This window comes from Streptomyces sp. NPDC026206 (assembly GCF_040638465.1).
GTDB lineage: Bacteria > Actinomycetota > Actinomycetes > Streptomycetales > Streptomycetaceae > Streptomyces.
On the sequence record NZ_JBEZYL010000014.1, the window covers coordinates 1 to 21,533 of the forward strand.

18 protein-coding genes and 2 tRNA genes are annotated in these 21,533 nt (G+C 70.5%); 18 read left to right on the forward strand and 2 right to left on the reverse strand.

The features are described 5' to 3' along the window. Nucleotides 1–163 precede the first annotated feature (163 nt). The 15 genes from AB0F13_RS19790 (at nucleotide 164) to AB0F13_RS19860 (ending at nucleotide 17,577) form a co-directional block, all read left to right on the forward strand. Nucleotides 164–973, forward strand: coding sequence for a DNA-formamidopyrimidine glycosylase family protein (locus tag AB0F13_RS19790; protein ID WP_362083594.1), 810 nt, complete (start codon nucleotides 164–166; stop codon nucleotides 971–973). Nucleotides 974–1,449: 476 nt separating this feature from the next. Continuing rightward, entirely contained in the window at nucleotides 1,450–2,589 is a 1,140-nt protein-coding gene (locus tag AB0F13_RS19795; RefSeq protein WP_362083597.1) for a PP2C family protein-serine/threonine phosphatase, read from the forward strand. Nucleotides 2,590–2,756: 167 nt separating this feature from the next. Next, nucleotides 2,757–3,089 carry a hypothetical protein gene (locus AB0F13_RS19800; protein WP_362083600.1) on the forward strand — a complete coding sequence of 111 codons (333 nt, stop codon included), beginning with the start codon at nucleotides 2,757–2,759 and terminating at the stop codon, nucleotides 3,087–3,089. Nucleotides 3,090–3,109: 20 nt separating this feature from the next. Continuing rightward, on the forward strand, nucleotides 3,110–3,424 hold the full coding sequence (locus tag AB0F13_RS19805; RefSeq protein WP_362083603.1) for a pore-forming ESAT-6 family protein: 315 nt from the start codon (nucleotides 3,110–3,112) through the stop codon (nucleotides 3,422–3,424). A gap of 47 nt (nucleotides 3,425–3,471) precedes the next feature. Further along, a complete protein-coding gene (locus AB0F13_RS19810; RefSeq protein WP_362083606.1) occupies nucleotides 3,472–3,855 on the forward strand; it encodes a DUF6507 family protein in 384 nt (127 codons plus the stop codon). Next, a complete protein-coding gene (locus tag AB0F13_RS19815) occupies nucleotides 3,852–6,407 on the forward strand; it encodes a hypothetical protein (RefSeq protein ID WP_362083609.1) in 2,556 nt (851 codons plus the stop codon). Before AB0F13_RS19810 ends, AB0F13_RS19815 begins: the two co-directional genes overlap by 4 nt. A 37-nt stretch (nucleotides 6,408–6,444) precedes the next feature. Then, complete coding sequence (locus AB0F13_RS19820; RefSeq protein WP_362083612.1) at nucleotides 6,445–7,215, forward strand: hypothetical protein; 771 nt, start codon at nucleotides 6,445–6,447, stop codon at nucleotides 7,213–7,215. Nucleotides 7,216–7,317: 102 nt separating this feature from the next. Continuing rightward, nucleotides 7,318–7,965, forward strand: a complete 648-nt coding sequence (locus AB0F13_RS19825) for a pentapeptide repeat-containing protein (RefSeq protein ID WP_362083615.1) — start codon at nucleotides 7,318–7,320, stop codon at nucleotides 7,963–7,965. 12 nt (nucleotides 7,966–7,977) lie between these two features. Further along, on the forward strand, nucleotides 7,978–8,484 hold the full coding sequence (locus AB0F13_RS19830) for a hypothetical protein (RefSeq protein ID WP_362083618.1): 507 nt from the start codon (nucleotides 7,978–7,980) through the stop codon (nucleotides 8,482–8,484). A 68-nt stretch (nucleotides 8,485–8,552) separates the two neighbouring features. Further along, on the forward strand, nucleotides 8,553–9,113 hold the full coding sequence (locus AB0F13_RS19835) for a hypothetical protein (RefSeq protein ID WP_362083621.1): 561 nt from the start codon (nucleotides 8,553–8,555) through the stop codon (nucleotides 9,111–9,113). A 42-nt stretch (nucleotides 9,114–9,155) separates the two neighbouring features. Beyond that, entirely contained in the window at nucleotides 9,156–9,506 is a 351-nt protein-coding gene (locus AB0F13_RS19840) for a hypothetical protein (RefSeq protein ID WP_362083982.1), read from the forward strand. Nucleotides 9,507–9,552: 46 nt separating this feature from the next. Beyond that, nucleotides 9,553–10,962 carry an EsaB/YukD family protein gene (locus AB0F13_RS19845; protein ID WP_362083624.1) on the forward strand — a complete coding sequence of 470 codons (1,410 nt, stop codon included), beginning with the start codon at nucleotides 9,553–9,555 and terminating at the stop codon, nucleotides 10,960–10,962. Nucleotides 10,963–10,980: 18 nt separating this feature from the next. Next, nucleotides 10,981–12,132, forward strand: coding sequence for a MinD/ParA family protein (locus AB0F13_RS19850; protein ID WP_362083627.1), 1,152 nt, complete (start codon nucleotides 10,981–10,983; stop codon nucleotides 12,130–12,132). Then, complete coding sequence (gene eccCa, locus AB0F13_RS19855) at nucleotides 12,129–16,133, forward strand: type VII secretion protein EccCa (protein WP_362083630.1); 4,005 nt, start codon at nucleotides 12,129–12,131, stop codon at nucleotides 16,131–16,133. Before AB0F13_RS19850 ends, eccCa begins: the two co-directional genes overlap by 4 nt. Nucleotides 16,134–16,149: 16 nt before the next feature. Continuing rightward, nucleotides 16,150–17,577, forward strand: coding sequence for a DUF6177 family protein (locus AB0F13_RS19860; protein ID WP_362083633.1), 1,428 nt, complete (start codon nucleotides 16,150–16,152; stop codon nucleotides 17,575–17,577). 23 nt (nucleotides 17,578–17,600) lie between these two features. Here AB0F13_RS19860 and AB0F13_RS19865 read toward each other — a convergent pair whose 3' ends face one another. After that, the gene (locus AB0F13_RS19865; protein ID WP_362083636.1) at nucleotides 17,601–18,695 is read right to left on the reverse strand and encodes an acyltransferase family protein; all 1,095 of its coding nucleotides are present in this window, start codon (nucleotides 18,693–18,695) and stop codon (nucleotides 17,601–17,603) included. Nucleotides 18,696–18,948: 253 nt separating this feature from the next. Here AB0F13_RS19865 and AB0F13_RS19870 point away from each other — a divergent pair, with 253 nt between their 5' ends. Next, entirely contained in the window at nucleotides 18,949–19,143 is a 195-nt protein-coding gene (locus tag AB0F13_RS19870) for a hypothetical protein (RefSeq protein ID WP_362083639.1), read from the forward strand. Nucleotides 19,144–19,236: 93 nt separating this feature from the next. Here the strand turns inward: AB0F13_RS19870 and AB0F13_RS19875 are convergent. Beyond that, a tRNA-Gly gene (locus tag AB0F13_RS19875) sits at nucleotides 19,237–19,310 on the reverse strand. Between the two features lie 253 nt (nucleotides 19,311–19,563). On the opposite strand from AB0F13_RS19875, the gene AB0F13_RS19880 reads away from it, so the two are divergent. Together AB0F13_RS19880 and tig are read left to right on the forward strand one after the other, a co-directional pair. Next, nucleotides 19,564–19,640: transfer RNA gene (locus AB0F13_RS19880), tRNA-Pro, on the forward strand. A gap of 145 nt (nucleotides 19,641–19,785) precedes the next feature. Then, nucleotides 19,786–21,195, forward strand: a complete 1,410-nt coding sequence (tig, locus tag AB0F13_RS19885; RefSeq protein ID WP_362083642.1) for a trigger factor — start codon at nucleotides 19,786–19,788, stop codon at nucleotides 21,193–21,195. The last annotated feature ends 338 nt before the right edge of the window (nucleotides 21,196–21,533 follow it).

Sequence of the window (21,533 nt, forward strand, 5' to 3'; positions counted from 1 at the left end):
CGCCCGCCCTCTGTGTGGGCGGGGGCCGGTGGGGCCCATAAAATCCCAGCCCGTCCGGCGCCCCGGACCGGGGTCCGGGGCGGAGCCCCCGGTTTCGGGAAGGGGCGGGTCAGGGGAGAAGGCACCTCACCCGCAGACGGAAGCGACACCGCAGGAGAGCGCTGTGCCCGAGGGGCATACGATCCACCGCCTGGCGGCGGACCACCGCGACCGCTTCGCCGACCGCCCGGTCCGGGCGACCAGCCCTCAGGGCAAGTTCGCGGACAGCGCGGCGCTGATCGACGGCAAGGTCCTCGAAACCGCCGAAGCGCACGGCAAGCACCTCTTCCTCGGCTTCGAGGGCGCGCAGTGGGTCCACATCCACCTCGGCCTCTTCGGCAAGTACACCTGGGGCGCCGGCCAGGCCCCGCCGGCCACCGCCACCGTGCGCCTGCGCCTGGCGGCCCCGGACGCGTACGCGGACCTGCGCGGCCCCACCACCTGCGCACTGATCACCGACGCCGAGAAGCAGGCGATACACGACCGCCTCGGCCCGGACCCGCTGCGTGCAGGCGACGACCGCGGCAAGGCGTGGCAGCGGATCTCCCGCAGCCGGACGACCGTCGCGGCCCTGCTCATGGACCAGAAGATCGTCGCCGGCGTCGGCAACGTCTACCGCGCCGAGGTCCTCTTCCGGCACGGGATCGACCCGTACCGCCCGGGCCGCGATCTGACCCGTTCCGAGTGGGACGCGATCTGGTCGGACCTGGTCGTCCTCATGCACGAGGGCGTACGCAACAACCGCATCGACACCGTACGTCCCGAGCACACCCCCGAGGCCATGGGCCGTCCGCCCCGCGTCGACGACCACGGCGGTGAGGTGTACGTCTACCGCCGTACCGGACAGCCCTGCCACATCTGCGGCGGAATGATCCGCACCGCCGGGCTGGCCGCCCGCAACCTCTTCTGGTGCGCGGACTGCCAGACGGCGTAGGCCCCAAGCGCTGCGGTCACGGGTGGTGACCGGCGTGCGTGGACCACGCCGCACACGGCGCGCGCGGCCCCGGGCTCCGGCAAGCGCGGCTGCACGCCATCTGTTGCGTATGAGCTTTCTGTGGCGGGCGATGCGGAAAAGGGTATGCGAGTCGTATCGATGCCCTCGTCAATTCCGTTCAGCCGCAGGCGATTCGAACGTCCGGAACGGTTGAGCTTCCGTCATATGGCACGCTCATCAAGGGTACGGCCACTCGGCCGAGGCGTCCGAGCTCGCAGTATCAGCGATGGGCGTCCGCTGGGGGCAGTACGCGAAACTCCGTCGTCATCACCCGTGCCCGGCACCGCATACCCGTGCAGGCGAACGAATTTCGCATAGGGTTGCTCTCCGGGTGGCCGCCCGGCGCCCGGGTGGCGGCAGTGTCGGCGCGGCGCGAATCGACGCACCGCCGAATGGGTGGATAAGGTCCCGATGCAATGACTGGCGGTGCGGAGACCCCGACGGCCCGGATGCGCAAAGCACTGCACCGGGCCCGCACGAGCCTGCGCAAGGCCGGGGTCGACTACTTCCGGGGGGACGGCTCCGACTGGGTCGCCCTCACCGCGCTGCTGCTGTCCGTACCCGCCCTCGCGTGGGGCACCGTCGTCCAGCCGGAGTGGTGCGCGCCCGCCGCGCTCGTCCTGCCCATCGTCGCGGGCGGGTTGCTGCTGCGCCCCGCCAGCCTCCTGGGGCTGTACGCCGCCGCGGCCGCCGCCCTCATCCTGGAGTCGGCGGTCCTGGACGACCCCTCCCACCACGGCACCGACCGGGTCAGCCCCGGCACCATCCTCGTCGTCGCGGCCGTCGGCTTCCTCGGTCTGCTCATCGCACAGTTCCGCAGCCGCGTCGGGGTGCCCTGGCGACGCGGCGGAACGATGCTCTTCGACCTGCGCGAGCGCATCCGGGTGCAGAGCAAACTGCCCCGGCTGCCGGGCGGCTGGCATCGCGAGATGGCCCTGCGCCCGGCCGGCGGACAGTCCTTCTCCGGCGACTTCGTCGTCGCCGCCCGCACCAACGGCGGCAGCACCCTGGAGGTCGTTCTCACCGACGTCTCCGGCAAGGGCATGGACGCCGCCTCCCGCGCCCTTCTCCTCTCCGGCGCCTTCGGCGGCCTCCTCGGATCCCTGCCGCCCCACGACTTCCTGCCCGCCGCCAACGGCTACCTCCTGCGCCAGGACTGGGACGAGGGCTTCGCGACCTCCGTCCACCTCGTCCTCGACCTCGACACCGGCGACTACGAACTGCTGTCGGCCGGACACCTGCCGGGGCTGCAGCTGAGCGCCGGCACGGGCAGGTGGGAGGAGAAGGCGGCCGACGGGCCGCTCCTGGGCGTCTACGACGGCGCCCGGTTCCACCCGGTCAAGGGCACCCTGCGTCCCGGCGACGTCCTCATGCTCTTCACCGACGGCCTGGTGGAGACGAACGAACGTGAGCTGACGGAAGGCATGGACCGGTTGACGGGCGAGGCCGACCGCTACGTCACCTGCGGCTTCCACGGCGCGGCCTGGCACCTGATCGAGGCCGTCGCCAAGGACGTCAACGACGACCGGGCGCTGCTGCTGATCTGCCGCGACTAGCGGCGGGCGTTGTCAGTGGGCCCTGGCACAGTGTCACTCCTGTGGGACGACTGGCACTGTCGTGTAACAGAGTGCCCGTCAGCCCCGGAAGTACTTTGTGATCACACTGATGATGTTGATAGACATGTTCGAGCCAAGTGCGCATGAGACATGACGGGGGTGAGCTCGTGAAGTTCGATATGGGACAGACGACGCTGTCCGGGTTGACTTCGAAGACTCGTGGTTCCAGCGACGATCTGGGTGGTCTGATCCGGCAGCTGATCGATGCCGCGCGGCCGTTGGAGGGCAAGTTCAACGGTGCGGGCAAGTCGGCCTTCGACCAGTTCAAGGGGCACTCGGACGAGGTGACGGCGGCGCTGAACAGCTCGCTGCGCTCGATCCTGGGTGGCCAGTCGGGGATGGACTCGTCGTTCGGTCAGGGTGACCAGGAGTCGGCGGACAACGCACGCCAGCAGATGTCGGCGGCGAACTTCGACGCGGCACGTTTCTCGGGCCGCTAGGAATACGGGGGTAGTTGGACATGGCTGGTACGGGTGCGGACCGTCGCAGTTTCGACACGGGTGCCTCGAGCGAGGTGCAGGGGTCGCTGCAGGGGATCATTGCGCGACTGGAGACGGTGCTGGGCGAGCGGGAAGCGGCGGTGAAGGCGGCCATGGCCGAATTCCAGGCCGACGGCGTCTCGGACGAGTACCACGGCAAGGAGCAGCGCTGGAACAAGGCGGCCACCGAGGTCCGCCAGATCATCCACCTGCTGCGCTCCACGATGGAGAAGAACGACGGCACGGCGCATTCCACGCTCGCCAAGGCGAAGGCCGCCGTCGACGCCATCGGCTGACGCCGGGGCGCCTGGGAAGAAACGTTTCGTAGGACGGGGGAGACGTCGTGTCCACATGGGACATCAAGCCGGATGGCGTTCGTGGGGTTCTGAATCACACCGGTGAGGTCGCCGGCAAGTTCGAGGAGGAGTTCAAGGCCTACGGCAAGGGCCTTGGCGACTCCGCGATATCGGCGGGCACGATGGTCCTGGGCGGGACCAAGATCCCCGAGGGCGGTGCGTTCGGTCCCGTGGCCCAGGCGCTGCAGGAGTTCTCGCAGCACACGGAGAACGACATCAAGTTCCTCCCCGTCCGGACGGGCAAGTCCATCACCGGGGCGCGCCTGGCCACCGAGGCGTACGTCACGGGCGACCTGGAGATGGCGAAGAACAAGCAGGAGGAGGCCGCGAAGGCTCCGACTCCGGAAGAGATGAAGGGCCCCAAGAAGTGATCGAGCTGGGGAAGATACCGACCTTCACGGGCAATCTGGAGCATCTGGAGACCCACGCGGCCTCGCTCAAGACGACTGCCTCCAACATCCGCACCACCGGCAAGGACGTCCACAACGCCTTCCAGGCCCTGGACGCGGTCTACGACGCTCCTGAAGAGAGGGAGCTGCTCGACTCGACGATCCCGGTCCGGGACAAGGCGGACGAGTTCGCGAAGAAGCTGGAGTCCGTCGGCGGCACGCTGGCGAGTTTCGCGTCGACCGCCCGACCGCTGGTGCAGAAGATGAAGCAGCTGCGGGCGGACGCCGAGAAGTTCGTCGCCGACAACAAGCACGACGACGACTGGCAGAAAGACCAGAAGAAGGTCGACGAGAACGCCCGTCTTGTCCGTGAGGTCGGCACGACGTGGGTCGCCTTCCAGGGCGTCGAACGCGACGCGGCCAACAAGATCACCGGTCTGATATCCGGCGGTACGCACTTCGTCGTCGATGACGGCTCGCACAAGGCCGGCATGTACGGCTTCAAGGAGAGCGACGTCAAGGATGCGAAGGAGACGCCGTGGGGCACGGTCGACAAGCGTGAGTACACCGGTTGGCGAGCCGCGTGGGAGTGGACGAAGGACAACGTCGGCGGTGCGCTGAAGGGCTTCTTCGTCGACGGCGTCTGGGGCACCCTCAAGGGCCTCGGCAGCATGGTCAACGTCTTCGACTGGGACAACTTCAAGAAGACCTGGTCGAGCATCGGCATGGTCTTCGGCGGCGTCAGCGCGTACATCATGACGCCGTTCGAGTGGGGCCTGTCGAAAATATTCGGCCCGGTCGACGACAACGACAGCGAGCGCCAGAAGGCGGCTCTGCGCAACTTCGGCAAGTCGCTGGTCGCCTGGGACGAGTGGGGCAAGGACCCCGCGCGGGCCGTCGGAACGGTGCTGTTCAACGGCCTCACCCTCGGCTCCGGCTCCCTGCTCAAGCTCGGCAAGGCCGGCCAGGCCGGAAAGCTGGGCGCGGGCGCGGAGGCCCTGACCGCGCTGGGCAAGGCGGGCGCGCTCGTCGACCCGATGAGCTACCTCGGCAAGGCGGCGGGCGTCACCAAGCTCAAGGTCGGCGACTTCATGGAGGGCCTGAAGGCCAGCCGGGCGGGCGTGGACGACATGGCCAAGAACATCCCCACGGGGACGTCACCCCACCCGGCCGAGGTGCCCGCGACCCCCGGCCATTCGGGGGAGCCGGCCTCGACTCCGTCCCACTCGGGCGCGGGTTCTTCGACGCCTGCCCACTCGGGCGACGGGGCCGCGCACTCCGCCGGCTCCGGCGAGAAGACGCCCCCCGGCCGTGAGTACGTCGACCACGCCGGCAACAAGCGCGTCATCGGCGATGACGGGTACATCAGGGACGAGCACGGCAACGTCGTTCCCGACACCGAACCCGTCAGGGAGCCGCACAAGGACGACCTGCCCGACGTCAAGGAGGGGGAGACCGCGCCGGCCAAGGAGCACGAGACCGCTCCGGTCAAGGAAGAGGCGAAGGTCCTCGAAGGCGCGGGCGGCCCCAGCCACGTGGAGAACGCGGCGGGCCACCCGAGCGACGGGGCCCACCCGACGGGCGGAGGCAGTGGCACGCACAACACGCCGTCCACGGGCGGCCACGCGGCGGACCACCCGACCGGTGGCGGTTCGGGCAGCGGCGCGGGTACGCACACGCCGTCGGGCAGTGGCGGGGGTTCGCACACGCCGTCCGGTGGTGGCGGTCACGGCACCGGCGGTCATGGCGACACCCCGGGTACGGGTGCCGGCGCCAGCGATCACGGCGGCTCGGACGGTCACGGTGGCTCCGGCGGCCACGGAGAGACTCCTGGCACGGGCGCCGGCGGTCATGCCGGCGAGGGTCACGGTGCGGGTTCGGGCCACGGTGGTGATTCCGGCTCGGGCGCGGGCTCCGGCGATGACGGCGGCGCGGGTTCTGGATCGGGTGACCACACGCCGCCCGGCACGTACAAGCCCGGCCCCGACGGAGAGGTTCCGAACCTCAAGCGCCATGACGACGACTTCTCGAACACGCACAACAGCAAGGGTCAGCGCAAGAGCTACATCAATGCCGACGGTGACCTCGTACCCGCCAACCCGAACGGCGACGCGACGATCCCCGACCACATCGTGGGGCGTGACCCGCACAAGTCCGACAGCCCGTACACCTCGCTGAGCAAGGACGGTGCGAACGCCAAGGACTACGGCGGTATGAAGATCCAGATTGATTTGCCCAGACTGGTGGACGACATAGCCAAGGGTAAGCTCAAGAATGTTGAGGTCTACTCGCCGAAGGAGGTCGAGGCGGCGATCCAGAAGAGCGCCGACGAGATCGCCGGTCGGCCCGTGGACATCGACGTCCCGCCGGATACCCCGAAGCCCGAGATCGCTGAAATGGCCAAGAAATTCGGCCTGAGCAAGACCAAGACGAAGCGTATCGCGCAGCGCATGGCGGACATGATGCACACACGCCGAGACTCAGAGTGGCTCATCAAGGGCGTCGTGCCGCGTGACTACATCAGCGGACCGTGACGGCGGCCGACGGGCTGAATGCGAAAGGATGCCACTCATGACCCGCTTCAGTGAATTGCTCGGCACGGATTTCGATGGCGAGCCGACAACGGATATCGACGATGTGATCTTCGGGGCTTTCGACAATCCCGGACACCGGGACCGCGTGCCCGGACTCGTCGAGCTGATAAACGACCCCGCCGAACCGGAGATCGAGCGATTCCTGGCCTGCGTGGCGCTGACGACCTGGGGCGAAGCGGCTGGGTACGAGGCAGTGCTTCGGGCTGCCGCAGACCCCAAGAACACGCCTTGGTACGACTTCTCGATCGACCGCAAGTTCTCGGTTGACAGCACGTTCGCGCAGCTCGCGGACGCCGCGGCCGACGGGGACCTGGCGCAGGAGAAGGGAACGGAGGGGCTGCGCATGGAGGTGGCCCGCGCTCTGGTGCGGCTCGCCGACAGCGAGTACTTCGAGGACAAGCTGGGCGAGTTGTTCGACAACGCCACACTGCGGGCGCTGCTGGACGACATCAAGGACGTCACCGGCCGGGGCGTGCGGTCCCTGGAGGCGGGCGAAAAACGCCTGTTCGACCTGCCCACGCAGCTGGTCGACCTGGCGAGTGGAGTGTCCACTGTCGACGGACCCCTGGCAGTGGAGCTGGCCATGAGCGTGCTCAACATCAGTTCCTCTCCGCGCACGCTCAACCATGCCGTCCCCATCGTCCACCGAGCCAAGGGGCCGGAGGCCCGGGAATTCGGTGAGTACCTGATGACAGTCGGCGACGAGGACGTACGGCAGCGAGTGAGTGAATTGCTGAACAAAGCCTGAGCGCGCCGTCTTCATCACGCTGACCCGTCCCGCACGAGCTGGAGCCGGGCCGATGGCCTTGTTCCAGCTCACGAGGCGGAGAGTGGAGAGAGCTGCGCGATCATGTCATCCGGTACCCGCAACAACTGGAAGCCGACGGCACTCCCGGCCGATGCTGAAGCAACACGTCAGTTGCAGGAATGGCTTGGCGATGAGGGCTACAGCCTCTTCGGTATCGAGCACGACTTCCGGGGCGCCGACCTCTCGGACGGCGACTTCTCGGGCTCGTGGTTCATCGAAGCGGTCCTGGCGGGCGTGCGACTTGTGGGAGCGTCTTTCTACCGCGCCGACCTTCGGTCGGCGGATCTCACCGGTGCGGATCTGACCGGTGCCGACTTCGTCAGGGCAAATCTTGACGAGGCCGTGCTCCGGTCGGCGCGGCTCGACGGTGCCGACATGGTCAAGGCGTCGCTGTACGGGGTCGACGCGTCGGGAGCGAGCTTCAGAGGAACGAGAATCATGGGGGCCTCGCTCTTCGGCGTCGATATGAGGGGAGCTGACCTGACCGATGCGGTCCTGTTCGAGAACACCTTCAAGGTCACAGTCGACGACTCCACGGTGGTGCGCGGCCTGGCAGGCACCGTTTTCGGTCCGATCACCGTCTTCAGTGGCGAATCGTCCCGAGAACTGGCCGGCGCAGAACTCGAGGCATGGATCGCTGAGCGAGGCGGACAGGTGCAGGTGATTCCTCCGTACCGCACACCGCAGTAGGGCCATCGCCCGATGTGCCTGGCAGAGCGATGCAGGAGATCCGCACAGTGTTCCGCACTCGGTACTACACCCAGGGACGAGTTCGGCGCGGCCCACTTCCACGGCACGGGATTCGAGATCCGGGCGGGCCACCCTGCGGCCGGACGGTGCTCGGCCGCGGTCGTCGCCGATCTGGCGGACGCCGTCGGTGAGCTGTACTCCTCCGAAGCCGAGGACGCCGTCCTGGTGTGGAACCGGGTGCCGGTTCGGCTGACGTACCGCTATGACCTCGCAGTGATGCTCGACGATCTGGTGCCGCTGCTGGAAGAGGTCCTGCGCCCGGAATTCTCCGGAACGGAGGTCTTCTGGGGGTCGGAGGGGCCGGACGCCGCCACGCCGAACACGGCTGTCAGATCGGGGCGACCGGGCGGCAACCACGCGGGTGTCATCGCGCTCCGGGCGGAGGGACCCGCGGGGCGGCGATTCGCCGGGCACCTGCGAAATCTCGGCGACGCTTTGCGTTCCCCCGGCAAAAGTTGATAGGCATGCAGCCGGCGTGTGTCATGGCCGCGCCGTTCCAGACGCAGTGAGTGATTCGGGGGATATTCGTGGCGACTCCGCCGCAACAGCAGCCTTTTCCGGCACAACAGCCGGCACAACAGCCGGCACAACAGCCGTTCCAGCAGCAGCCCGGTTTTCCGCCCCAGCAGGGCCAGGCCCCCCAGCAGGGCTGGGGTCAGCAGGGTCAGCCCCAGCAGGGATTCCAGCCGTACCCGACGCAGGCGTACTGCCGCCTCTGCGGCGGATTCCCCGCCGTCGAGGCGACCGTGCGTGGGCATCAGGGCATTCTGATCATGATGCGGTTCCTGTCCCTCAAGGGGCCGTTCTGCCGTAATTGCGGCACCGCTGTATGGCGTGACATGACCGGAAAGACGTTGCTGCAGGGCTGGTGGAGTCCGCTGTCGCTGGTCCTCTTGACCCCGTTCACCCTCCTTTGGAACGTAGTCATCAGGGCCCAGCTCAACAAACTCCCGCCTCCCGTTCCCGGCCAGCCGGGTCCGCAGCTGGATCCCGGTCTGCCGCTGCGCCGGCGCCCGGCGATCTGGGGTTTGCTGATCCCGGTGTCCTGGCTGCTGTTCATGGCCTTCCAGATCGCGCGGGGCTCGTAGCGGGTTCGTAGGAGCCGGCCAGGCCCGGCTGATCGGGGAATGATGGCGAAGGATTACGACAGTCAGCTGCTGGAGTCGGTGTCCGTACGGCGCCGGCGGATGCGGGACGCCCTGCTCTACGGTGCCCAGCGGGCCCGCCGCACGGCGGACGAAAAGCTGGGGAAGATATTCGCGGGTATCGCCGTGGCGGCGGTGTTGTGTGCCGGCTGTGTGGGTTGGTCGTTCATCCAGCACACACTGGCCAAGCAGAAAGAGCAGCAGAAGCAGCAACAGCAGCGCTATGCGCCGCAGGTGACGCCGTCACCGTCGTTGTCGCCTTCGCCGTCCCCCGCGCACACGAAATCGGCGAAAAATCCGAAAGGAACGCACAAAGTGACGGAGCCGGCCCAGTGATAGGTTCTGCCGCGTGGTGAATGTGGGGGCAAAACAGCGTACGGAATTGAGCAGGATCACTCTCGTCGGCGAGCGCCGGCGGGTGGATCTTGTGCTGCCCGCGGACGAGCCCATCGGGCGGCTTCTGCCCGACGTCCTGCGGCTGTTGGACGACAAGGTCGGCGAACGTCCGGCCGCCCGGCATCTGATCACAGCTGAGGGAACGGTTCTGCCGCAGGACGGGACCCTCGCCGAGGCCGGCGTGCCCGACGGCGCCGTGCTCCGGCTCGTCCGAGTCCACGACGCGCCCTCCGCGCCCGTCGTGCACGACGTCACCGACGAGCTCGCCGAGGACCTGGACGTCCGCGCCTGGCGCTGGCGCCCCGAGGCCCGGCGGTGGACCGCGAGCCTGGCGACGATCGCGCTCGCCGTGACCGCGGGCGTGCTCGCGCGCGTCAGCCTCGGCCCGGCCGCCGTGGCGGCGGGCCTCGCGGGAACGGCCGCCCTCGTCGCGGTCGTCGGTGCGGTCGCCGCCCGGGTCGGCACCCGGGCCGGGCAGGACACCCGGGCCGGGCAGGACAGCCGGGCTGGGCAGGACAGCCGGGCCGGCCGAGCGGAAAGCCGGCGCGGCCAGGCCGGCCGTGACCTCGGCACCACTCTCATGCTGGCCGGCGGCGCCCTCGGCACGCTCGCCGCGTGGACCGCGGCCGACGCCCACGCCTGGTCCGGGCCCGCCCGGCTCGCCGCGGTGGCCGGCGCGCTCACCGTGACGCTCGCGCTCCTCGGGCTGTTCTCGCAGCTCGGCAAGGGCGGGCTGATCGGCGCCGGAGCCGTCGTCGCCACCACGGGGGCGTGGGAGGCCGTCGCAGCACTCCAGCACGACCCGGCGCGCGTCGGATCCGTCATGGCCGTCGTCTCCGTCGTCGTCCTCGGCCTGCTGCCCCGCCTCGCACTGATGGCGGCCGGCCTCACCGGGCTCGACGACCGCCGCTCCGGCGGCACCTCCGTCAGCCGGCACGAGGTCGAGACCGCGCTGGCCGCGACCCACCGGGGCCTGGTCCTGGCCACCGTCGCCGTCGCCGCGTCCGCCGCGGCCGGCGGGCTGCTGGCCGTCACCGCGCCCTCGTGGTGGACGGTCCTGCTCGCGTCCGTGCTGGCCGTCGTGCTGCTCTCCCGCTCGCGCGCCTTTCCCCTCATCGCCGAGGTCGTGGCGCTGCTGGCCGCCGCCCTGGTGCTGCTCGTCCGCCTCGCGGTGCTGTGGATCGACCACATCCCCGGCACTCCGTACGGGCCGCTGGCAGCGCTGTGCGCGGTGGCGGTCGTGCCGCTCGCCGTGCTCGCAGTCCGGCTGCCGGAACACGTCGGCGTGCGGCTGCGCCGCGCCGTGGACCTCGTCGAGACCATCGGCGTGATCGCGCTGTTTCCGCTCGCGGTCGGGGTGTTCGGCGTCTACGTACGCCTGCTCCACCAGTTCTGAGCTCCAGGAGAGACCCGCATGTCCCAGGACGACTGGCAGGGCGACGTACTGCGCAACCTGCGCAATCTCACGAACGAGCCCGCCGGGCCCGCCGGCCCTGACGCGCCCGGTGAGCCCGGCGAGCCCGGCGAGCAGGCCGGCCGGCCCCCGGCCCCGTCGGCGGCCGCCCCCGCCGACGCGCCTCCGCAGGCCGTCCCCGACCCCCGCACGGCGCCCGCACCCGCGCCCAGGCCCCTGCCCACGCCCGTCACCATGGAGCTCCCGCTCCCCGAGGAGCTGATCAAGGGCAAGCCGCTCAGCGGCGACTCCGCCGCCAAGCGGACCTCCCGCTCGCTGCGCCGGCTCGTCGGTTCCTCGGCCACCCGCGAGGTGGAGGAGGCGACCCGCGTCGCGCAGGCGCTGCAGCAGCCGCTCACGACGGGCCGTCAGATCGTCGTCACCAGCATCCGCGGCGGCGCGGGCAAGACCACCGTCACCGCGCTGCTGGGCCGCACCTACGCGCACTACCGCCAGGACCCCGTGCTGATGCTGGAGGCCGACCCCGCGCTGGGCACGCTCCCGGCCCGGCTCGGCGTCACCAAGGTGCGCTGGACCACCAGCGACCTCTCCCAGATCATCGACCCGTCGATGCAGCTCACCGACGTCGTCGGCTATCTCGTCCAGCTGCCCGACCGCGGCTGGCTGCTGCCCGGCAGCCAGGGCCGGGTCGGCAACCGGCTGGAGATCCCGGAGTACCGCTCCGTGATGGTCGCCCTGCGCCGCTACTTCGGCATCACCGTCGTCGACTGCGACACCCTGCCGAGCGAGCTGTCCCGCACGGCCCTGTCGGCGGCCCAGGCGCGGGTGCTGGTCACTCCCGCCACCGCCGAGGGCATCACCAGCACCCGGGCGGTGCTGGACTGGATGGCGTCACTGTCGCGACCGAAGATGCTGGAGGGAACCGTGGTGGTCGTCGCCGCGTCGTCCCCCCATATGACGCTCGACGTGACCGCCGCGAGAGAGCACCTCCAGCTCGACGGCGTGAAGGTGCTGATGCTCCCCTACGACCGGCACCTCGCCACCGGCGGCCCGATCCGTACCGACCTGCTCGGCCAGGTCACCCGCGAGGCCGTCACCGAGCTCGCCGCCGACGTCCTCACCCGAGCCATGAGCAGGCGAAGCACCCGATGAGCACCCGCATAGTCCACCGCCCCGCGCGCACCACCCGGCCACTGCCGACCCCCGTGGCGCGCACGATCGAGCCGCCGCCCAACCTGCCCGAGGGCAAGACGGGCGGCGCCCTGCACACCCTCATGCCCATCGCCGGCGTGATGAGTTCCGTTGTGATGATGACGGTCGTGCGCAACAGCCAGTTCGCCGGCCTCGGCGCGATCGTGCTCGTCATCACCGTCATCGGCTCGGTCGGCATGCTGCTGTCGCAGCGCGGCAAGGCCCAGCGCACCCGCCGCCAGCAGCGCGAGCGCTACCTGGAGTACCTGGAGGAGCTCCGCGAGGAGCTGGGCGCCGAGGAGCGCGAGCGCCGCGAGACGGCCCGGCTCCTCGACCCGCCGCCCGAGGCGCTCTACGACCTCGTGCGCGACCCCGCCCGGCTGTGGGAGCGGCGCCGCCTCGACAGCGACTTCCTGCGCGTGCGCGTGGGCACCGGACGGATGCCCGTACGGCCCCTGGAGGTCGGCCAGCAGGGCGGCAGCGTCCTCACCCCGCCCGACCGGTTCATGCTCAACGAGGCCGGCGCACTGAAGAATCGGTTTTCCACCGCCGCCGACCTGCCCCTGACCGTCCCCCTCGACCGCGTCGGCAACGTCAGCGTCGTCGGCGACCGCGAGGGCGTCCTGCGCGTCGCACGCGCCCTCCTCAGCCAGGCCGCCGTCACCCACGCCCCCGACGACGTCGCCTTCGCCCTCGCCTGCCCCGGCGACCGCATGAACGACTGGGCCTGGGTCAAGTGGCTGCCCCACACCCTCGACCCCGAGGAGCACGACGGCCCCGTCGCGGCCCGCCGCATCGCCCCCGCGCCGGGCGGGCTCGCCCGGCTGATGAGCCGGGACCTGCGCGCCCGCGCCTCCTACGCCGCCGAGGTGCGCCGCGGCCTGTCCGGCAAGGACGCCCTGGAGATGGCCGGCCGCCTGCTGGTCGTCAGCGACGAGTACGGCGAGGACGCGCACGAACTGCCCCGCCCCGACGACGCCGTGACCCTGCAGGACATGGGCGTCACCGTGCTGCACCTGGTCGCCGAGCGCGTGCAGGAGCCCGGCCAGGTCTCCGTGCGCATCACCGTCGACGACGACCAGGTCGTCATCGAGGACCTGCGCTCCGCCGAGCCGGTCCTTTCCCACGGCACCGCCGACCGGGCCACCGCCCCCGGCGCCGAGGGCCTCGCCCGGCTGCTGGCCCCCCTGCGGCTGTCCGCCGAATCCCTCGTCGACGCCCCGCTCTCCGGTCCCGTCGACTTCGCCGAGATGCTCGGCGTCGACGACCCGGCCGCCCTGGACGTCAAGCACATGTGGCGGCCCCGCGGCGAACGCGCCTTCCTGCGCGTCCCCATCGGCGTCAGCGACAGCCGCGAACCCGTCCTGCTCGACCTCAAGGAGTCCTCCGAACTCGGCATGGGCCCGCACGGCCTGTGCGTCGGCGCCACCGGCTCCGGCAAGAGCGAACTCCTGCGCACCCTCGTCCTCGCGCTGGTGGCGAGTCACCCGCCGGAGGACCTCGCCATGGTCCTCGTCGACTACAAGGGCGGCGCCACCTTCGCGCCCTTCGCCGGCCTGCCGCACGTCGCCGGCGTCATCACCAACCTCGAGAACCAGGCCGGCCTCGTCGAGCGCGTCCACTCCTCCCTCGCCGGCGAGGTCCAGCGCCGCCAGCAGGTCCTCAAGGACGCCGGCAACATCGCCGACATCGGCCACTACGCCGCCCTGCGCGAGACCCGCCCCGACCTCGACCCGCTGCCGCACCTCTTCGTCGTCATCGACGAGTTCGGCGAGCTGCTCACCGCCAAGCCCGACTTCATCGACCTGTTCCTGTCCATCGGCCGCATCGGCCGCTCCATCGGCGTGCACCTGCTGCTCTCCAGCCAGCGCATCGAGGGCGGCAAGCTCAAGGGCCTGGACACCTACCTCTCCTACCGGCTGGGCCTGCGCACCTTCTCCGCCGACGAGTCCCGCACGGTCCTCGACACCACCGACGCCTTCCACCTGCCGCCCATCCCGGGCTTCGGCTACCTCAAGGTGGACACCAGCGCCTACGAGCGGTTCAAGGCGAGCTTCGTCTCCGGCCCCTACCGCGGCCCCGTCGCCCGCGACACCGAGGACAGCGGGCCGCTCGTCCACCCCTACCCCGAGTTCAACACCCTCTCCGAGCCCGAGCAGGGCCCCGGCGACGGCGAGCCGGCCATGCGCCACCGCAACCCCGGCCCCACCACCATGTCCGTCGTCGTCGACCAGCTCCGCGCCGCCGCCGCGCCCACCCGCGCCATCTGGCTGCCGCCGCTGCCCCGCGCCATCGCCCTGGACGTCTCGGCCGGACCCGTCCAGGCCGACGCGCGCGGCATGCAACTGGCCGTGCGGCCGGGAGCGATGAAGGTGCCGCTCGGCCTGCTCGACGACCCGGCCAAGCAGTGGCAGGGCCAGTGGGTCCTCGACCTCACCGTCGCCGGCGGCCACGCCGCCGTCATCGGCGGCCCCCAGTCCGGCAAGACCACCCTGCTGCGCACCCTCGCCCTGTCGCTGGCGATGACGCACACCCCGCGCGAGGTCGGCATCTACGGCCTGGACCTGATCGGCGGCGGCCTCGCGGCCCTGTCCGGACTCCCGCACGTCGGCGGCATCGCCGGCCGCGCCGACCGCGAGCGCGCCGTCCGCACGGTCGAGGAGGTGCGCGGCATGCTCGCCGCCCGCGAGGAGCTCTTCCGCGAACACGGCATCGACTCCGTCGAGCGGCTGCGCGAGCTGCGCGCCGAGGGCCGGCTGCCGGAGCTCTCCTCGACCGAGATCGTGCTCGTCATCGACGGATTCGGTGCCCTGCGCGACGACTTCGAGGCGATCGAGGACGCGGTCACCGACCTGCTCAAGCGCGGCGGCGGCTACGGCATCCACGTCGTGGCGGGCATGCTGCGCTGGAACGACGTCCGCATCGCCACCCAGTCGATGTTCGGCACCCGCGTCGAGCTGCGCCTGAACGACCCCGGCGACTCCAGCATCGACCGCAAGCTCGCCGAGACCCTGGGCCCGGACGAGAAGGGCCGCGTCCTGACCGACGGCAAGCTCTTCGCCCAGACCGCGCTGCCGCGCATCGACTCGCTCGCCTCCGCCGCGGAGCTGGGCCCGGCCGTCGAACAGGCGGCCATGGTGATCCGCTCGTCCTGGTCGGGCGACGGCGCCCAGCAGGTCCGGGTGCTACCCGCCCGCATTCCGGCCGCCTCCCTGGCCTCGCCGACCGCCGAGCCCAACCGGGTGCCCATCGGGCTGGACCAGACGGCGCTTGCGCCCGTCCTGCTCGACCTGTTCAAGCGCGACCAGCACCTGATGATCCTGGGCGACAGCGAGTGCGGGAAGACCAACCTGCTGCGGCTGGTCACCCAGGGGCTGATGGAGCGCTACTCGGACGAGGAGATCGTCTTCGCGGTCTTCGACCCGCGACGGGGCCTGCGCAAGCTGGTGCCCGAGGAGTACCGCGGCGGCTACGCGCACAACTCCAAGCTCTGCGGCGCCCTGGCCACCGGCATCGCCACCGAGCTCGAGAAGCGCATGCCCGACGACCTCGCCTCCCAGGACGCGCTCGCGTCCGGCACCTGGTACTCCGGCCCGCGCATCGTCATCCTCATCGACGACTACGACATCCTCACCACCGCCGGCCAGCAGCCGCTCGCTCCCTTCCTCCCGTACATCCCCTCCGCCCAGGACATCGGCCTGCACTTCGTGGTCACCCGCCGTGTGGCGGGCGCCTCGCGAGCGCTGTACGAGCCGTTCCTGATGACGCTCCGCGAGAGCGGCACCACCGCGGTCGTCATGACCGGCGACCGCCAGGAGGGCCAGCTCTTCCCGGGCGTCTACGCGGCCACCCAGCCGCCGGGCCGCGGCACGCTCGTCCGCCGGGGCGAGGCGACACGGCTGATCCAGACGGCGCTGGCCGCCGCGGACGGCGACACCGAGACGACAGCCGAACACGCATGACCAGGGGGAACACCGCATGACCAAGGACGTGATCGCGCTCACCGAGCGCATGCCGGACGCGCTGAGCGTCCTGGCGGGCCTGCTCGCGGGCGGCCCCGATTTGAGGGTGGAGACGACCGGCGAGGGGGCCGTCGTCCAGCTGTGCGACACCGAGGGCCGGCCGCTCGTCTCGATCGAGGCGCCGCTGCTGCTCCAGGTGCCGGGCGAGGCCGCCCGGTTGCTGGGGCCCGGCCCCGAGCCGTCCGGCGACGGCCCGGCGTGGTGGATCGAGGCCCGCGCCACCACAGGCGTCCCCCAGGCCGAGCAGCTCGCGGGCGCCTTCGCGGCCCGCCTGACGATGCTCCTGGGCGGCCGGGTCTGGCCGCCGGACGCCCCCGGCACCGTCGGCGCCGCCCGGCCGCTGGACTTCTCCGGTGTGACGGCCGTACCGCTCCCCGCCGCCGCCCAGCCGGCCGTCGACATGCTCACCGACGAGGCGGCCGTCGTCCTCCAGGACCGCCCGGTCGTCCCCATGACCAGCTGGCTCTCCGAAGCGCTGCGGGCCACCGTGGAGAGCGACCGCTCCCTGCAGATCGTCACCCCGCCGCACTGCCGCCTCTCCCTGCCCACCCGCCTGCTGCTGCAGTCCACCCCCTCGCGCTGGGTGGTGCAGGACGAGCAGTGCGGCTACTACGACGGGCTGACCGGCGCGGTGCTGCGCTGGCAGGAGGGCGCCTTCGTCCCGGACCGGGACGAGAGCGGGGAGACGCCGGTGGCGGAGACCTTCGAGGAGGTCCGGCCCACCGACGACCGCCAGCTCGTCGTCTCCTTCCGCACCCTCCACCAGCCCGAGGCGGACCTCGTCCTCGGCGGCGCCCTGGAGACCGCCTGGCAGGCGCTGACCGGCGGCCCGCCGGCCGGCTGGGGCACGGCCGAACCGGCCGGCCTGACCTGGTCCCGGCGGCAGCTGACCGACCTGGCGTACGGGCGCGCCCCCCGGCCCACCTGGACGGTGGTCGTCGGCACCCCGGACCGGCCCGCCATCGCCACCCTGCGCGTGATCCGCACCTCGGACGGCGTGGAGGAGGACGTCACCCTCACCGTGGGCTACGGCCCCGGGGAGAAGCCGCCCCTGGAGGCCCTGCCGGAGCTGGCCGGCGCGCTGGTGACCCGGCACGGGCTGAAGACCATGGTGTGCCAGCTGCGCGAGGCGCGCCGGGACCTGAACGCCCCGCCCCACTTCGAGCGCCCCCCGGTGCCGTACGCCTTCGTCCTGGGCGTCGCGGAGGTCCAGGAGGCGGGCCGTGACGTCGCGAGCCGCACACCGCTGGCGGAGCGCCCGCTGCAGCTGGGTCCGAGCGCCCGCCCGGGCTACTACTACTCCCTGGGCGACGGCGAGTCGGTGGAGGGCTGGACGGCCCTCGGCCGGCTCGTACGGCACCTGCGCGGCACCGAGGTGAGCTGACCGCAGGCGCGCGGGGCCCGGCGTCAGAGCGCGCCGGGCCCGCTCCCCTTACGGAACGCCCAGTCCATGCGCGGCTCCACGACGAAGCGGAACACCCGCCGCACCGGCCGCGTGCACAGCACGGTCATCATCGCGATCGCCAGCACCGTCACCACGACCTCGCCCACCGGCCTGCGGATCCACTCGGCGGCGTCGTACCACTCCCACCACCGCGACAGCTTGATCAGGAAGCCGTGCAGCAGGAACCCGTACAGGGTCCCGCCGCCCAGCGCCGTGAACCACACCGTCCGGCCCGGCACCCACGCGAAGAAGCACGCGATCAGCACCGCCGCGCAGGCGAACAGGGCGAAGGTCATCACGGGCGCGGCCCAGGCGGGCTCGTGGAGTTTCTGGACGCTGTCGTTGTGGAAGACCCACTCGTCCCCGTTCTCCACCCGCGGAGCCAGCCAGTAGACCGCCGCGACCGTCGCCGCGAAGACCGGCACGGCAGCGATCCGTACCCAGCGCCGCCGCACCAGGTCGAAGTGGGAGCGCTTCATGTGCAGCCCGGCCACGAAGTACGGCAGGAACTGCAGGACGCGCTGGAGATCGAAGTCGCTGCCGATGTCGGGCGAGAGCGCGGCCAGGACGGCGATCGCGAAGGCGACCGGCACCGGCCACCGCACGGTCCTCCAGATCGGTGTGGTCAGCCGCCAGACGAACAGCGCGGCCAGGAACCAGTTCAGATACCAGGGGTTGGTCAGCGACACCGGCTCCGCGGGCGCGTCCTCCGCCCAGTGCTGGAAGTACGTGAAGGCGACCTCGAAGATCACATACGGCACGGCGACGCCCGTGACGAGCCGCTTGACCTTGGCGGGACTCATGTCGAAGCCCCGTGAGAAATAGCCGGATATGAGGATGAAGGCCGGCATGTGGAAGGCGTACACCGTGAGGTAGAGCGCCGTCGCCGCGCGGCTGGTGTAGGTGAGCGGCTGCCAGGCGTGACCGAGGGCCACCAGGACGATCGCCAGGTACTTCGCGTTGTCGAAGAACGGGTCGCGCCCCGCCGGGGCGGGAGGCGCGGCGAGCGCCGGCCGGGGGACGGGGACCACCGTGGCAGGGGTGGCGGTGGGAGACATTCGAGGCACCCTAGCCGCGCGCGGAACGGCGTGAAACCCCTCTTGCGGAGATCGCCTGCGGTCCTACTACTGCTCCGTCCGGATGGATTCCGTCCGGACCCCATCCGTAAGAACCCCTGGTAATCCCCCGATGAATCGTCACGGCACCCCCCTGGAGCCCGAGTTGGTGGCACGATGGTTGCCGGTGGGGGGCGTGCGGACGGCATGGCTCCCGGGGCCGGCCAGCTGTTTCCGAGCGAAGGTGTGATCAGTCGTGGTCGTTTCTCTGTCCGTGGTGCTGCTCCTGGCCATCGTTCTGGTGGTGATGATCCGTAGCAACAACATCAAGACGGGCCCCGCGATCGTCGCCATCCTCTTCGGCTTCTTCCTGGCCTCCTCGGGCATGGCGCCGTCGATCACGAGGTTCCTGAACTCGATCGCCGAGACCATAAGCAATATCAAGCTCTGAGCCCCTGAGCCCCTGAGCCCCTGAGCCCCTGGGCTCCGGGCAGCCACCCCATGAAACGCAGAACGCCTCCGGCGAGAGCCGGAGGCGTTGCGGTGGAGCGGGCGACGGGAATCGAACCCGCGTAGCCAGTTTGGAAGACTGGGGCTCTACCATTGAGCTACGCCCGCGTGCGCCGTCGAACGCCCGGGGGCGGCGCGGTACGTTGTGCATCGTAGCGGGTCATGGCGGTACGCCGCACATCACCCCGCGCCCCGGAAGCGGCACCGCCGCGCCGGACCCGGCGGTTCCGCTGGATTCCGCCCCGATCCCACCCGGTCCCACCCGATTCCGCCCCCGGCCCTGCATCACCCCACCGGGGAACTCCACCTCGAATAAGGCAGCCTGCACCCTCGCGGCCATGTACCCTACGTCTCGCACCGACGGGGTGTGGCGCAGCTTGGTAGCGCGTCCGCTTTGGGAGCGGAAGGTCGTCGGTTCGAATCCGGCCACCCCGACCAGCAAGATCACATTGTGGGGCCCATCCTGCTTGCGGTTACTATGCAAGCTGCGCGTCTGTGTGTCTTCCTGCCGGGCGCGGTCCGCTGAGCATCAGCACCCGCTGAGCAGCAGAAACCCAGAAGTCAGCCCCAAGGAGACCGAACCGTGAAGAGCGCCGTGGAGACCCTGAACCCGACTCGGGTTCGGCTCACTGTCGAGGTGCCCTTCGAGGAGCTCAAGGCCAGCCTCGACGCGGCGTACAAGAAGATCAACCAGCAGGTCACGGTGAAGGGCTTCCGTCAGGGCAAGATCCCTGCCCGTGTGATCGACCAGCGGTTCGGCCGCGGTGCGGTGCTTGAGGAGGCCGTCAACGACGCGCTGCCGAAGTTCTACACCGAGGCCGTCAACGAGGCCGATCTGAACCCGCTGGGCCAGCCCGAGGTCGACATCACCGAGCTGAAGGACGGCGAGCTGCTGGCCTTCACCGCAGAGGTGGACATCCGCCCGGCCCTGGAGATCCCGGACTACTCCGGCATCGAGGTCACCGTTGACGCGGTCGAGGTCAGCGACGAGGACGTCGAGAAGTCCGTCGAGCAGCTGCGTGAGCGCTTCGCCACCACCTCCCCGGTCGAGCGCGCCGCCGCCGAGGGCGACACCGTCACCGTCGACCTGGAGGCCAAGGTCGACGGCGAGGTCCTGGAGGACGGCGTCGCGTCCGACGTCGACTACACCATCGGTTCCGGCCAGCTGCTGGACGGCATCGACGACGCCGTGACCGGCCTGGAGGCCGGTGGCACCGTCACCTTCACCTCGCAGCTCAAGGGCGGCAGCGCCGAGGGCAAGGACGCCGAGATCAAGGTCGACGTCAAGGCCGTCAAGGCCCGTGAACTGCCCGAGCTGGACGACGACTTCGCTCAGATGGCGAGCGAGTTCGACACCCTCGAGGAGCTCAAGGCGGACAGCCGCAAGCGCCTCGAGCGGATGAAGAAGTTCGACCAGGCCACCCAGGCCCAGGAGAAGGTCCTCGAGGAGCTGCTGCAGCTCGTCGAGGTCCCGATGCCCGAGAAGCTGCTCGAGGACGAGGTCAACACTCGTAAGCACAACCTCGAGAACCACCAGCTCGCCCAGATCGGCATGACCCTGGACAAGTACCTGGAGATGCAGGGCAAGTCCGCCGAGGAGTTCGACGCCGAGCTCAAGGAGCAGGCCGAGAAGGGCATCAAGACCCAGTTCGTCCTGGACGAGATCGTCAACAAGGAGAAGGTCTCCGTCGGCCAGGAGGAGCTCACCGAGCACCTCATGCGCCGTGCGCAGTCCTCCGGCATGAGCCCCGACAAGTTCGCCGAGGCCATCGTCGAGCAGGGCCAGGTCCCGATGCTCGTCGGCGAGGTCGCCCGCGGCAAGGCGCTCGCGACCGTCGTCGAGACCGCCGTGGTCAAGGACTCCAACGGCGAGGTCGTCGACCTCGAGGACGAGGACGAGGCTGCGGAGGCCGCCGAGACCGCCGCCGAGACGGTCGAGGCCGCCGAGACCGCCGAGACCGCCGAGGCCGCCGAGGAGAAGAACGAGGCCTGAGCCTCGCCTCTCCTTCGCATCCCCCGCGTACGGACCTCTTGACGGCCCCGTACGGAGCTTTCCAGGACGGGCCCGGACGTGAGTGCCCCCGCCACCCGGCGGGGCCTCACGGCCGGGCCCGTCCTGCTTCACGCGGACGCCGCGTGCAGTGGCCGAACCTGCGCTCAGAGCGAACAGTTACTGATGCGGGATGGCGCCTGCCGACCAGCGCGTTAGGGTCCGTAGATACGAGGGCAGGGGAGACATGGCAGCGCGCCGGACCGTACCGGCCACGCCACCCCCCGGTCCTCAGAGAAGACGCGGAGACGGCCCGTTGCCGTCAGAGACGAGCAGGTGGA

What these genes read in the sequence shown, in the direction of transcription:
- AB0F13_RS19795 (WP_362083597.1), top strand. Translation starts at nt 1,450, where the DNA reads ATGACTGGCGGTGCGGAGACCCCGACGGCCCGGATGCGCAAAGCACTG.
- AB0F13_RS19805 (WP_362083603.1), top strand. Translation starts at nt 3,110, where the DNA reads ATGGCTGGTACGGGTGCGGACCGTCGCAGTTTCGACACGGGTGCCTCG.
- AB0F13_RS19820 (WP_362083612.1), top strand. Translation starts at nt 6,445, where the DNA reads ATGACCCGCTTCAGTGAATTGCTCGGCACGGATTTCGATGGCGAGCCG.
- AB0F13_RS19825 (WP_362083615.1), top strand. Translation starts at nt 7,318, where the DNA reads ATGTCATCCGGTACCCGCAACAACTGGAAGCCGACGGCACTCCCGGCC.
- AB0F13_RS19830 (WP_362083618.1), top strand. Translation starts at nt 7,978, where the DNA reads ATGTGCCTGGCAGAGCGATGCAGGAGATCCGCACAGTGTTCCGCACTC.
- AB0F13_RS19840 (WP_362083982.1), top strand. Translation starts at nt 9,156, where the DNA reads ATGGCGAAGGATTACGACAGTCAGCTGCTGGAGTCGGTGTCCGTACGG.
- AB0F13_RS19850 (WP_362083627.1), top strand. Translation starts at nt 10,981, where the DNA reads ATGTCCCAGGACGACTGGCAGGGCGACGTACTGCGCAACCTGCGCAAT.
- eccCa (WP_362083630.1), top strand. Translation starts at nt 12,129, where the DNA reads ATGAGCACCCGCATAGTCCACCGCCCCGCGCGCACCACCCGGCCACTG.
- AB0F13_RS19860 (WP_362083633.1), top strand. Translation starts at nt 16,150, where the DNA reads ATGACCAAGGACGTGATCGCGCTCACCGAGCGCATGCCGGACGCGCTG.
- AB0F13_RS19865 (WP_362083636.1), bottom strand. Translation starts at nt 18,695, where the DNA reads ATGTCTCCCACCGCCACCCCTGCCACGGTGGTCCCCGTCCCCCGGCCG.